Genomic DNA, 12,674 nt, shown 5'->3' on the forward strand with positions numbered 1-12,674 from the left:
CCGAGACCACCGCTCCGCCTAGTGCTAGAAGGCGGGCCGGTGGTCTCCGATGTTTACGACCATTCCCCCTCATCGGGCTCCCAAACCCCGGGTAGGAATTCCTCCGGGTCCCTGACAATCACCTTCTCGGATGAGGTCCAGGTCACGTCGGATGCGGTAGAACTGAGGTGTCGGCGGTCTCAGCCAGGTAGGGCTTACGCAGCCCGATCGGGAGGACTGCACCTCGGTGCGAGACCGCCGACGCCAAGCCTTTGGGTCGAGATCCTGAGATTTCTCCCCAGTTTTCGAGACTTGCTGCGCGTCCGAGCCGGCCTTGGCTAGGGTTGTCTCACCGAACCGCTGGTGACCCGAGACGCCAGCGGTTCGGTCTATTTCCGGCCTCTCGTCACGAGTCGGGCAGCAGGCCCCTGACGGCGTCGATCGCCCTGGCCATCGCCGGCCGGTCGTCGCCACCGCTGGCCCAGACCGGGTCCTGCGGTAGCGGTCCCATCGGGTCCGCCTCCTCGGGCCCGGACGTGCTCGGCGCGAGCGCACGCCGGAACGCCTCGTCGAGCCCCACCAGCTGGTGCCCATCGGGCAGGAGAACGAGCTGCGCCTCGGCATGGGAGGCGGCGTCGGCGACGACCATGTCGTGATGGAGGCTCTCCACCAGCGCCTCGACCGTGGGCCGCGGCACGTCGGTCAGGCTCCCGACCAGCGTGCCCACGAGGCCGGTCGGGAGCAGCGGCACCTCGACCTGAGGACGCGCGAGCCCGGCGTGCGAGGTGTAGGCGGCGAGCAGCGCGCCGTAGCGCAGCCGGTCGGGACCGCCCAGGTCGAAGTGACGGGAGGGACCGGCATACGCGAGCGCCCCGATCAGCGCCTCGAGCACGTCGACGACTGCGATCGGCTGTACGAGGGAGTTCATCCAGGTGGGCACGGTGTGCACCGGCATCCGCTTGCTGACCTGGCGGATGATCTCAAACGAGGTGGACCCGCTGCCCAGCAGCACGGCGGCGCGCAGGACGACGACCGTCGCGGGCGTGCCGCTGAGGATCCGCTCGACCTCGCGGCGCGACCTGATGTGATCCGAGAGCTCGTCGTCGGGGGCGTCGGGGACCAGCCCCGCGAGGTAGACGATCCGGCCGACGCTGTGGCGGCGTACGGCGTCCGCGAAGCTGGTGGCGGCGGCACGATCGGTCTCGGCGAAGTCGTCGCCGCCCATCCCGTGGATCAGGTAGTAGATCGCGTCGACACCGTCGCAGGCGGCCGCGACCTGGTCCGGGTCGAGCGCGTCCATGACCACGGTCTCGACACGGTCTCCCCACCACGGCTGCTGACGGTCCGGGTCGCTCGTGGTCGTGCGTACGTCGTAGCCGCGCTCGAGCAGCACGGGCACCAGCCGCCCACCGACGTAGCCGGTGGCACCGGTCACCAAGATCTTCACATGCGGAGGTACCCCTGCGGCGTCCGCGGAAACGGGCAGGTCACAGGGGGGTCAGCAGGTCGGCGGGCAGCCACTCCTCCACGAGCTGCCACTCACCGGGCCGCAGCTGCGCGGCGTAGACGACGCGCCCCTCCCAACCGTCCGGACCCTGGCGCCACTCCGCCAGCAGCCCCGGGCGCTTCACGCCGTAGCGGTCCACAGCGTCGGCGACCCAGCAGTGCCGCGCCGGGCAGACGTCAGCCGAGCGGGCCGGAGCGGTCGAGGCCACCGGCTGGCCGTCGCGGACCCGGTCGGCCAGCGCGATCCGGCTCCCCCGCTTGTTCATCCCGCCCGCCATGGACCGATCGTCTCACAGGCTTCGAACACCTGTTCGACTCTCTCGGGTACGGGCGGGTTCAGGCGGTGGGGATCGTGAACTCGAAGACCGACCCGGCCCCGTCGGGGTTGTCCCGCGCCACGATCGTGCCGCCGTGACGCCGCACGATCCGGCGACAGATCGCCAGCCCGAGGCCGCTGCCGTCGTACTCACGGTGCGCGCGGTGGAACTCCTCGAAGACCGCCTTGTGCTCGCCCTCCGGCAGCCCGATCCCGCGGTCGGCCACGGCCACCGCCACCCGGTCCGACGAGACCGCGCGAGCCGAGACCGTCACCTGCGGCCGCTCCCCCGGTACGACGTACTTCAGGGCGTTGCCGATCAAATTGTCGAGCACCTGGCCCAGCAGCATCTCGTCGGCGTGGACCTGCGGCAGCGGGTTGAACCTCACGAGCGCCCCCGCCGCATGGCCGGCCACGACCTCGGCGACCAGCGCCTCGAGGTCGACCGTGGTCGGCTCCAGACTTCGGTTGGTGCTGGTGGCGTGCTGCAGGAGGCTGCCGATCAGGTCGCGCATCCGCCGCGACGAAGCCCGGACCTTGCTGACGCACTCCCGCAGCAGGTCGTGGTCGATCTGATCCCCCGAGTCGAGCTGGTCCTCGACCAGCTCGGTCCAGCCGTCGATGCCGGCCAGCGGGTTGCGCAGGTCGTGGGCGACCACGCCGGCGAAGGCCGCCAGCTCGGTGCGCATCTCTCGCTCCAGCGTGATGTCGCGGACGACGAGCACGGAGCGCCCCTCGCCGTCGTCGGGCATGTCCACGGACGACATCAACACGATCCGGGTGCCGCCGGAGGAGTCGACGACCTCGACCTCGTGCTCGCGCAGGTGGCGGCCCGAGTCAAGCGCCGCCTCGGCCCCGGCTACGGCCACCTCGTCGAGCTGGGAGTCCAGGAGCAGCCACCCGTCGGGGCCATGCTGGCGCGCGCGAAATGCGGCGGCGTCGCTGTCGGCGCGCGTCACTGGTCCCCCGTGGTGCGGTTGAGAGTGAGTGCAGCCCCCCGGTGCACGACGAGGATCTCCCGTCCTGGATCCAACGAGGCAACCCCCGAGGCATCACGCACGAGTTGTGCTGGTCCAGACCAGCAGCCGTCAGGCGTCCTCGTCGGCGGTGTCCTCGTCGTGGGTGCCGGGGCGTGGCGCCCACGGCAGCTCCTTGGCCGGGCGTACGACGATCAGCCGGTCGCCGCGGGCCAGCTGGGTGACCACGGGGTCGAAGTAGCGGTAGACCTTCTCGTCGCGCACGACCGAGATCACCTGGTCGGGCAGCTGCTGCGGCTGCTTGCCGACCTCGCTGACGAGCAGGTCCCGCTCGGCGACCTCGAGGCCCTCGCCGTACGTCAGCAGGTCCTCCATCACGGAGCCCAGCGTCGGTGACAGCGACGAGAGCCCGAGCAGGCGTCCGACCGCGTCGGAGGAGGTGATCACCGAGTTGGCGCCCGACTGGCGCATCAGCGGGGCGTTCTCCTGCTCCTTGACCGCGGCGACGATCCAGGCGTCGGGGTTGAGCTGGCGCACCGTGAGCGCGGCGAGCACGTTGGAGTCGTCGCGGTTGGTGGTGATGATGACCTGGTCGGCCTCGCCGACACCCGCTCGGCGCAGCACCTCGCGCCTGGTGGCGTCGCCGGAGACGATCGCCAGGCCGTCGGCGTGCGCGTCGGCCACCGCGACCGGGCTCGGGTCGACGATCACGACCGATTCGCGGTTGAGCCCGTTGTTGACCAGCGTCTCGACGGCGCTGCGCCCCTTGGTGCCGTAGCCGACGACGACGACGTGGTGGCCCATGTTCTTCCTCCAGCGAGAGACCCGGAACATCTCACGGCCCTGCGACGCCAGCACCTCGAGGGTGGTGCCGATCAACAGGACCAGGAAGGCGATGCGGGCGGGGGTGATGATGAACGCGTTGATCATCCGGGCGCCGTCGGTGACCGGCGCGATGTCACCGTAACCGGTCGTGCTCAGGGTGACGGTCGTGTAGTAGATGGCGTCGGTGAAGCTGATGATGTTCTTGGGATCGTTGCCGTCGACGTAGCCGTCCTTGTCGAACCAGACCAGCAAGACGGTGCCGACCAGGATCGTGAGTGCGGCCAGGAGCCGGCGCCCGAGCTCCCACCAGGGTGATCGGACGACGTCGGGGAGGGAGATCTGACCCCGGAAGGCGGTCCCCGCCTGGTCGTTCGAGTGGTCCTGCACGTGGCGAATCTAGTGGACCCGGTGGTGCGATCCGGTCAGGGGCGGTCCTTCGTCATGCGGTTCCTGATCCGGTTCATCAGCTCCATGCGGGCGCGCATCGTCGTCTTCTGCGGGAACACCGTGTCGAAGGCGGCGTTGACGGCCGCTCCGATGAGCACGGCGAGCGCCAGGATGTAGAGCCACAGGAGTACGGCGATCGGCGCGGCGAGCGGCCCGTAGATCGACTTCGAGTCGGCGGCCGTGACCGTGAGCACCCAGCGCAGCACGTAGGAGCCGAGGATCCAGGCGATCAGCGAGAACGTCGCGCCCGGGAGGTTGAAGCTCCAGTTGGTCCGCACCGGCACCGACACGTGGTAGAGCGTGGCGAGGAAGCAGATGCACAGGATGATGACGACCGGCCAGTAGAAGTTCATGACGAAGTCGGCGCGGTCCGGCAGCACCTCGGCCACCAGCCGGGGCCCCGCGACCACCAGCGGGATCGAGACCGCGCCGGTGATCATGGCCAGGATGTAGAGCACGAACGACAGCGCGCGGGTCTTGACGATCCCGCGGTGCCCGCCGAGCCCGTGCATGATCGTGATCGTGTCGACGAAGACGTTGAGCGCCCGCGACCCCGACCACAGGGCCAGCACGAAGCCCAGCGAGATCACGTCGAAGCGGCCGCCCTTGAGCACGTCGTTGATGGTCGGGACGATGATCCGGTCGACCGCGCTCTCGGTCAGGAACGACGACGACAGGTCGATCACCGCCTGCCGGACCTCCTCCACCTGGGCCGCGGTGAACCGGTCGGAGACGTAGCCGATCGCGCCCGCGAGGGCGAAGATCAGCGGCGGCACCGACAGCACCGCGAAGAACGCCGCCTCGGCCGCGAGGCCGGTGACGCGGTAGCGCAGGCAGGCCGCGACCGTGGTCACGATCAGGCGCCAGACGGTGTCGGCGACGCGCCGGTGCCACGGGGTCGTCCCGTCGGAGGAGGCGGTGTCCCGAGTGTCCGCCGTCATGGCCTTACGGTATCCGTATGGCACTCTCCGACTCGCCAACCCCGACGCGACGCGACGTGCGCGTCACCACCAACCAGGCGCCCCCGCTGGTCGGGCACAACGTGGTCACCAGCGACCTGGCCCTCACCGAGGCGGTGCTGCGCCACGGCTCCGCCGACGTGCTCGCGGACATCGAGGCGGTCGGCCGCGAGGCAGGCACGGCCGAGGCGCGTGAGCACGGCCAGCTCGCCAACGAGCACCACCCGCTGCTGACGCCGTACGACCGCTATGGCAACCGGATCGACGAGGTCAGCTTCCACCCGTCGTGGCACTGGCTGATGGAGCGCGCGGTCGGGCACGGGCTCGCGGCGACGCCGTGGGAGCAGCAGGAGGCCGGCGCCCCGCACGCCCACGTGCGCCGCGCGGCCGGGTTCATGGCGTGGTCGCACACCGAGCCGGGACACGGCTGCCCGATCTCGATGACGTACGCCGCGATCCCCGCGCTGCGCGCCGACGACGCGATCGCGAAGGAGTGGACGCCGCTGCTCGCGTCGACCACCTACGACCCCGGGCTGCGGCCGATCGCCGACAAGCGCGGCGCCCTCGCGGGCATGGGGATGACCGAGAAGCAGGGCGGCTCCGACGTCCGCGCCAACGTGACGGTGGCCCGGCCGACCTCCGTCGACGGTGAGTACACGCTGCACGGGCACAAGTGGTTCACGTCCGCGCCGATGAACGACATGTTCCTGGTGCTGGCGCAGGCCGCCGGTGGCGTGACCTGCTTCGTGCTGCCGCGGGTGCTGCCCGACGGGTCGCGCAACCTGCTCGACGTCGTGCGGCTCAAGGACAAGCTGGGCAACCGCTCCAACGCATCCTCGGAGCTCGAGTTCGACGGCACCGTCGCCTACCGGCTCGGCGACGAGGGCCGGGGCGTGCGCACGATCATCGAGATGGTCGCCGCGACCCGGCTCGACTGCGTGCTCGGCTCGACCTCGCTGATGCGCCGCGCGGTCTCCGAGGCGTCGTGGCACGCCGCCCACCGCTCGGCGTTCGGCTCGCTGCTCGCCGACAAGCCGCTCATGCAGAACGTCCTCGCCGACCTCGCCGTGGAGGCAGAGGCCGCCACCGCTGTCGCCGTACGACTCGCGGCCGCGGTCGACAACCTCGACGACCCCCACGAGGCGGCGCTGCGCCGGATCGCGCTGCCGCTCGCGAAGTTCTGGGTCTGCAAGCGCACGCCGATGCACGTTGCGGAGGCGCTCGAGTGCCTGGGCGGCAACGGCTACGTCGAGGAGTCGGTGATGCCGCTGCTCTACCGCGAGGCGCCGCTCAACTCCGTGTGGGAGGGCTCGGGCAACGTCAACGCTCTCGACGTCCTGCGCGCGCTGAGCCGCGAGCCCGAGGTGCTGTCGGCCTGGATCACCGAGGTCGGCCTCGCCCGCGGCGGCGACGCCCGCCTCGACCGCGCCATCGACGACACGCTGGCCATGCTCGGCGACACCGCGTCGTTGGAGGTGGGTGCTCGACGCCTGGCCTCGCGCATGGCGCTCTGCCTCCAGGGCTCGCTGCTCGTGCGCTTCGCGCCGCCCGAGGTGGCCGACGTCTTCTGCGCCTCGCGGCTCGGCACGTCGTACGACGGAGTCTTCGGCGCGCTCGACGGCGGCGACCTGCGGGCGATCGTGGAGCGCACCACGCCCACCGTCTAGCTCACGTGAGGAAGGCGAGCTCGACCAAGACCTCCCGGAACGCCCGGTAGCGGCGCGGGCCCACCCTCTCGGCCCAGCCGCGCTCAACCTCACCGAGACGCGCGCTCACCGCGCGGACGTCGTCGTCGCCTCGCGCGGTGCGGCGTACGAGCCGGACCCTGCGGTCGGCCAGGTCCGTCACGCTGACCCCGTCGTGTCGGGGACGGCGACGACCCCCGCCGGGCGCAGGGCCTACCGGCTGTTCGTGAAGCACGTGCAGGCATGGGTGCGCTCGCCGTTCTTCGCGGAAGTCCCGCCGGAGTTCGCTGAGCTGGCTGCGGCAGGCGTGCCCTGGCGCACCGAACCCCTGGCCTACCGCTCCGACCTGGGCGACCGACTGCCGAACGGCCTCACCATGCCGTCTGGCTCGAGGACGTCAGCCACCCCGCCGCGCCCGTGGGACCGGCCGCGCTTCGAGCGCGCCGCCCACCTGCTGGGTCGGCTCGCGGCCAGCCCACGGGTCGCTCCGCTGCGCCACGTAGGCGAGTTCGACTGGTCGGTGCAGGTCTACGCCCACGGCCGGGCTGGCGGCCGAGGGCCTGGTCGTCGACGAGTCGGCGGTACGGCGCGCGCACGCGCTCCAGCTCCAGCTCTTCAGCGGCATCTCCGCCGTGCCCTTCGAGGTGCTCGACCAGCCGATGACACCGCAGCTCGAGCGGCTGGCTGCCGCGCGCGCGGCCATTGCCCGGCACAGCCTCGACCTGTTGGCCTCGACCGCCGGTTGAGCCCTAGGAGAGCTCGAGTCCCGGGTAGAGCGGGTGCTTGTCGAGCATCTCGGCGGATGCGTCCTTGACCTTGTCGGCCACGCCGTCACCGAGGGCGTACGACGCCTTGGAGGGGCCGCCGGCCTTGGTGGTGCCGGGCTGGGTGTTCTGCAGGACGTGGACGACCAGCTCGGCGACGTGGTCGAACTCGTCGCGGCCGAAGCCGCGGGTCGTCAGCGCCGGGGTGCCGAGGCGGATGCCGGAGGTGTACCAGGCGCCGTTGGGGTCGGCCGGGATCGAGTTGCGGTTGGTGACCACGCCGGCGTCGAGCAGCGCCGACTCGGCCTGCCGGCCGGTGAGCCCGAAGCCGGAGACGTCGAGCAGCACCAGGTGGTTGTCGGTGCCGCCGGTGACCAGGCGCGCGTCGCGCTTGAGGAAGCCCTCGGCCAGCGACTTGGCGTTGTCGGCGACCTGCTGGGCGTAGGTCTGGAACGACGGCTGGCGGGCCTCGGCCAGCGCCACGGCCTTGGCGGCCATCACGTGCGACAGCGGGCCGCCGAGCACCATCGGGCAGCCGCGGTCGACTGACGCGGCGTACTCCTCCGTGGCCAGCACCATGCCGCCGCGCGGGCCGCGCAGGCTCTTGTGGGTCGTGGTGGTGACGACGTGGGCGTGCGGCACCGGGTCCTCGTCGCCGGTGAAGACCTTGCCGGCGACCAGCCCGGCGAAGTGCGCCATGTCGACCATCAGGGTCGCGCCGACCTCGTCGGCGATCTCGCGCATCTTGGCGAAGTCGACCCGGCGGGGGTAGGCGGAGTAGCCCGCCACCAGGATCAGCGGCTTGAACTCGCGCGCCTTGGCCGCGACCTTCGCGTAGTCGAGCAGTCCGGTCTCGGGGTCGGTGCCGTACTGCTGCTGGTGGAACATCTTGCCGCTGATGTTGGGGCGGAAGCCGTGTGTCAGGTGGCCGCCGGCGTCGAGCGACATGCCGAGCAGGCGCTGGTTGCCCAGCTCGTGCCGCAGGCTCTCCCAGTCGGCGTCGGTGAGCTCGTTGACGTTCTTGGAGCCGGCCTTCTCGAGCCACGGACCCTCGACGCGATGGGCGAGGATCGACCAGAAGGCGACCAGGTTGGCGTCGATGCCGGAGTGGGGCTGGGCGTAGGCGTACTCCGCGCCGAAGAGCTCACGAGCATGCTCGGCGGCGAGCGACTCGACGGTGTCGACGTTCTGGCAGCCGGCGTAGAAGCGGTGGCCGATCGTGCCCTCGGCGTACTTGTCGCTGAACCAGGTGCCCATCGTGAGCAGCACCGCCGGGGAGGCGTAGTTCTCGCTCGCGATCAGCTTCAGTGAGCTGCGTTGGTCGGCCAGCTCCTTGCGCGTCGCCTCGGCGATGCGCGGCTCGACCGAGGCGATGACCTCGAGAGCTTGGGAGTAGGCGCTGCTGGTCAGGGCGTTCAGGTCGGCCATGAGCGGCAGCCTAGTGAGGCAGGCGGGAGGCGCCCAACCCGCACGTGTGACCTGCGCCGCACTGGTGGCGATCTCAGGCGGGAACGACGTACGACTTTGTCCGTATTATGGACTTGGTGTCCACATCATGGGATTCCCGGTTGTGAGAGGCACGTCCAAACAGTGAGACTGCTTGACATGATCAGCGCGCAGACGCATGCCTACCTCGTGGTACGACGCCACGTGGACTTCGGGCGTACGCGCAGCGCGATGTGTTGGCCCCGCTGAAAGACGCCAGTCCGATCCGTCTCCCGCGTGCCCGACGTCGCACGCTCCCTCAGCGAAGGACCAGTTCCTCATGCCCGATCTGCGCTTCCAGTCCCGGCCCCCGGCCCACACCGAGGTGCCCCGCCCCAAGCGGGCCGAGGGGCAGTGGGCTTTCGGCTACACCGAGCCGCTCAACAAGAACGAGCAGGCCAAGAAGGACGACGACGCGCTCAACGTGCGTGCTCGGATCATCAACATCTACTCCAAGCGCGGCTTCTCCTCGATCGACCCGGCCGACCTCCGCGGCCGCTTCCGGTGGATGGGCCTCTACACCCAGCGCGCGCCCGGCTTCGACGGCGGCAAGACCGCGATGCTCGAAGAGGAGGAGCTCGACGACGAGTACTTCATGCTCCGCGTCCGCTCCGACGGCCAGCTGCTGACCGGAGCCGCCGTCCGGGCGCTCGGCCAGATCGGCGTCGACTTCGCCCGTGACACCGCCGACGTCACCGACCGCGAGAACATCCAGTACCACTGGATCCGCGTCGAGGACGTCCCCGAGATCTGGGACCGGCTCGACGCCGCCGGGCTGAGCAGCATCGAGGCCTGCGGCGACTCCCCGCGGCCGTTCCTCGGCTCCCCCGTCGCCGGCGTGTCGGTCGACGAGATCATCGACGGCACCCCCGCCCTCGAGGAGATCTACCGCCGCTTCATCGGCAACCCCGACTTCTCCAACTTCCCGCGCAAGTTCAAGACCGCGGTCACCGGCCACCCGGGCCACGACGTGTGCCCCGAGACCAACGACGTGTCGTTCGTCGGCACCATCCACCCGGAGCACGGCCCCGGCTTCGACCTGTGGGTCGGCGGCGGCCTGTCCACCAACCCGATGCTCGCGGTCCGGCTGGGCGTCTGGATCCCCCTCGACGAGGTGGCCGACGCCTGGGCCGGCGTCGCCGGGATCTTCCGCGACTACGGCTACCGCCGGCTGCGCTCGCGCGCCCGGCTGAAGTACCTCGTCGCCGACTGGGGAGTCGACAAGTTCCGCGAGGTCCTCGAGAACGAGTACCTCGAGCGCAAGCTCGTGTCCTGCCCCTCCCCGCCGTCGCCGGTCGGCCACCGCGACCACATCGGCGTACACGCCCAGAAGGACGGCAAGTTCTACGTCGGCATCGCGCCGACCGTCGGCCGGGTCTCAGGCACGCTGCTGGTCCAGCTCGCCGACCTGATCGACGAGTACGGCGTCGCCGGCGCCCGCCTCACGCCGTACCAGAAGATCGTGCTGATCGGTGTCGACGAGGACAAGGTCGAGTCACTGGTGGCGCGGCTCGACGAGATCGGGCTGTCGGCCCGGCCCTCCAACTGGCGGCGCAACACGATGGCCTGCACCGGCATCGAGTTCTGCAAGCTCGCGATCGTCGACACCAAGGAGCGGGCCCGGCTGCTGGTCGGCGAGCTCGAGAAGCGCTTCCCCGACCTCGACACCCCGATCACCGTCAACGTCAACGGCTGCCCCAACGCCTGCGCCCGTACCCAGGTCGCCGACATCGGGCTCAAGGGCCAGCTGGTCATGTCCGACGGCGAGCAGGTCGAGGGCTTCCAGGTGCACCTCGGCGGTGCCACCGGGCTCGAGGCCAACTTCGGTCGCAAGCTGCGCGCCCACAAGGTGACCAGCGCCGGCCTCGACGACTACATCACCAACGTCGTGGGCAACTTCCTCGCCGACCGCACCGCGGACGAGCGCTTCGCGGCCTGGGTCGCGCGGGCCGACGAGGAATTGCTCCGGGGCGACAAGGCGTTGTCACAACTATGAGCAACGAGCGAGCGGTGCCCTTCCACTGCCCCTACTGCGGGGACGACAACCTCTGGCCGCACGAGTCCACGGACGCGTCGGCCAAGGGTGCCTGGGAGTGCCGTTCGTGCCAGCGCGCCTTCACGGTGAAGATGCTCGGGATGCTGCGCCGGGAGGTGAAGTCATGACGACCGCCACCACCGCGGCCGCGCGCGCCAACCGTGGCTCGCAGACTCACGGCCGCTCCCCCGAGGAGCTGCGCGAGCTGGTCTCCCACTGGGGTGCCGAGCTCGAGCTCGCTCCCGCCGAGCACATCATCGAGTGGGCGGCCGCGACCTTCGGTGAGCGCTTCTGCATCACCTCCTCGATGGGCGACGCCGTGCTCGCCGACCTGGCCGCCAAGACGGTCCCGGGCGTCGACGTGGTCTTCCTCGACACCGGCTACCACTTCGTCGAGACCATCGGGACCCGCGACGCCGTCGAGGCCACCCTCAACGTCAACCTGCTCACCATCACGCCGGTCCAGTCGGTCGCCGAGCAGGACGCGGCGTACGGCAAGGACCTCTACAAGACCGACCCCGACCTGTGCTGCGCGCTGCGCAAGGTGAAGCCGCTGGCCGACTCGCTGGCGTCGTACGACGCCTGGGCGACCGGGCTGCGGCGCGCCGAGACCCACAACCGGGTCATCGCGCCGGTCATCGGCTGGGACGCCAAGAAGGGCAAGGTCAAGGTCTCGCCCCTGGCGCGCTGGAGCGACGAGCAGGTGGAGCAGTACATCGTCGACAACGGCGTGCTGGTCAACCCGCTCGTCTACGACGGCTACCCGTCGATCGGCTGCGCGCCGTGCACGCGTCGGGTCGCGCCCGGCGAGGACCCGCGCAGCGGCCGCTGGGCGGGCACCAACAAGACCGAGTGCGGGATCCACTCATGAACGACTCCCGGTCCCACGTCTCCGACAACGTCGTCGGTCTCACCGCATCATCCGTACACGAGAGGAGGCCGCGCTGATGGCTGCTCCTGCACTGGTGGCTCTGGCTCACGGAAGTCGTGACCCGCGGTCGACCAAGACCATCACCGCCCTGGTCAGCGAGGTCAAGGCGATGCGCCCCGACCTGCGCGTCGAGAAGGCGTTCCTGGACCTGGCCAAGCCGGGCTTCCAGACCGTCGTCGACCGGCTGGTCAAGGCGGGGTACGACGAGATCGTCGTCGTGCCGCTACTGCTGACCGAGGCGTTCCACGCCCAGGTCGACGTACCCGAGGCCATCGCCGAGGCGACCACACGCCACCCCGGCCTGCAGATCCGGGTCACCTCGATCCTCGGCCTCGAGGCCTGCTTCCTCGAGGTGCTCGACGAGCGCCTGCGCGAGGCACTGCGTCACTCGCGGGTCCGTGAGCTCGACGCGCTCGTGCTCGCCGCAGCCGGCTCGACCGACCCGCTCGCCAACCAGGCGGTCGCCCGCCTGGCCCGGCTCTGGGGAACGCACCACAAGCTGCCGGTCAGCGCGGCGTACGCCTCGAGCGCGCCGCCGGCGACCGGTGAGGCGGTGCGCGCCTTCCGGGCCGAGGGTCGTCGTCACATCGCCGTGGCCTCGCTCTTCCTCGCCCCCGGCAGCCTCGTCGACCGCGCCTCCGAACTCGCCCTCGAGGCCGGCGCCGTCGCCGTCTCCGCTCCCCTGGGCGCCCACCCCGAGGTGGCCCGCACCATCCTCGCCCGCTACGCCGTCGGTGCTGTGGAGCTCGTCCCCGTCTAGCGCTG

At 70.6% G+C, this 12,674-nt stretch carries 12 protein-coding genes; 5 read left to right on the plus strand and 7 right to left on the minus strand.

Annotated elements, in window-relative coordinates; genetic code table 11:
- Positions 1-385 precede the first annotated feature (385 nt).
- From BLR90_RS14925 to BLR90_RS14945, 5 genes are all read right to left on the minus strand, one after another.
- Complete coding sequence (locus BLR90_RS14925; RefSeq protein WP_218029395.1) at positions 386-1,426, minus strand: NAD(P)H-binding protein; 1,041 nt, start codon at positions 1,424-1,426, stop codon at positions 386-388.
- Positions 1,427-1,466: 40 nt separating this feature from the next.
- Positions 1,467-1,763 (minus strand): hypothetical protein, encoded by a 297-nt coding sequence (locus BLR90_RS14930; protein WP_091026020.1) that lies wholly within the window; start codon positions 1,761-1,763, stop codon positions 1,467-1,469.
- Between the two features lie 58 nt (positions 1,764-1,821).
- On the minus strand, positions 1,822-2,760 hold the full coding sequence (locus BLR90_RS14935) for a sensor histidine kinase (RefSeq protein ID WP_091026021.1): 939 nt from the start codon (positions 2,758-2,760) through the stop codon (positions 1,822-1,824).
- A gap of 129 nt (positions 2,761-2,889) precedes the next feature.
- Entirely contained in the window at positions 2,890-3,990 is a 1,101-nt protein-coding gene (locus BLR90_RS14940; protein ID WP_091026022.1) for a potassium channel family protein, read from the minus strand.
- A gap of 35 nt (positions 3,991-4,025) precedes the next feature.
- Positions 4,026-4,991 carry a YihY/virulence factor BrkB family protein gene (locus BLR90_RS14945; protein ID WP_091026023.1) on the minus strand — a complete coding sequence of 322 codons (966 nt, stop codon included), beginning with the start codon at positions 4,989-4,991 and terminating at the stop codon, positions 4,026-4,028.
- 17 nt (positions 4,992-5,008) lie between these two features.
- On the opposite strand from BLR90_RS14945, the gene BLR90_RS14950 reads away from it, so the two are divergent.
- Positions 5,009-6,676, plus strand: coding sequence for an acyl-CoA dehydrogenase family protein (locus tag BLR90_RS14950; protein WP_091026024.1), 1,668 nt, complete (start codon positions 5,009-5,011; stop codon positions 6,674-6,676).
- A 1-nt stretch (position 6,677) separates the two neighbouring features.
- Here BLR90_RS14950 and BLR90_RS14955 read toward each other — a convergent pair whose 3' ends face one another.
- Together BLR90_RS14955 and BLR90_RS14960 are read right to left on the minus strand one after the other, a co-directional pair.
- Positions 6,678-6,857, minus strand: coding sequence for a hypothetical protein (locus tag BLR90_RS14955; protein ID WP_091026025.1), 180 nt, complete (start codon positions 6,855-6,857; stop codon positions 6,678-6,680).
- Positions 6,858-7,443: 586 nt separating this feature from the next.
- Positions 7,444-8,886: a glycine hydroxymethyltransferase gene (locus BLR90_RS14960; protein ID WP_091026026.1), complete on the minus strand. Its 1,443-nt coding sequence runs from the start codon at positions 8,884-8,886 to the stop codon at positions 7,444-7,446.
- A gap of 337 nt (positions 8,887-9,223) precedes the next feature.
- On the opposite strand from BLR90_RS14960, the gene BLR90_RS14965 reads away from it, so the two are divergent.
- The 4 genes from BLR90_RS14965 (at position 9,224) to BLR90_RS14980 (ending at position 12,669) form a co-directional block, all read left to right on the plus strand.
- Entirely contained in the window at positions 9,224-10,939 is a 1,716-nt protein-coding gene (locus BLR90_RS14965) for a nitrite/sulfite reductase (protein WP_091026027.1), read from the plus strand.
- Positions 10,936-11,106, plus strand: a complete 171-nt coding sequence (locus tag BLR90_RS21080) for a hypothetical protein (RefSeq protein WP_091026028.1) — start codon at positions 10,936-10,938, stop codon at positions 11,104-11,106. The genes BLR90_RS14965 and BLR90_RS21080 overlap by 4 nt, the downstream gene beginning before the upstream one ends.
- A complete protein-coding gene (locus BLR90_RS14975) occupies positions 11,103-11,849 on the plus strand; it encodes a phosphoadenylyl-sulfate reductase (RefSeq protein WP_091026029.1) in 747 nt (248 codons plus the stop codon). The genes BLR90_RS21080 and BLR90_RS14975 overlap by 4 nt, the downstream gene beginning before the upstream one ends.
- Positions 11,850-11,925: 76 nt before the next feature.
- Complete coding sequence (locus BLR90_RS14980) at positions 11,926-12,669, plus strand: sirohydrochlorin chelatase (protein WP_091026030.1); 744 nt, start codon at positions 11,926-11,928, stop codon at positions 12,667-12,669.
- The last annotated feature ends 5 nt before the right edge of the window (positions 12,670-12,674 follow it).

Source organism: Nocardioides szechwanensis (genome assembly GCF_900103935.1).
In the GTDB taxonomy this organism is placed as follows: Bacteria; Actinomycetota; Actinomycetes; order Propionibacteriales; family Nocardioidaceae; genus Nocardioides; species Nocardioides szechwanensis.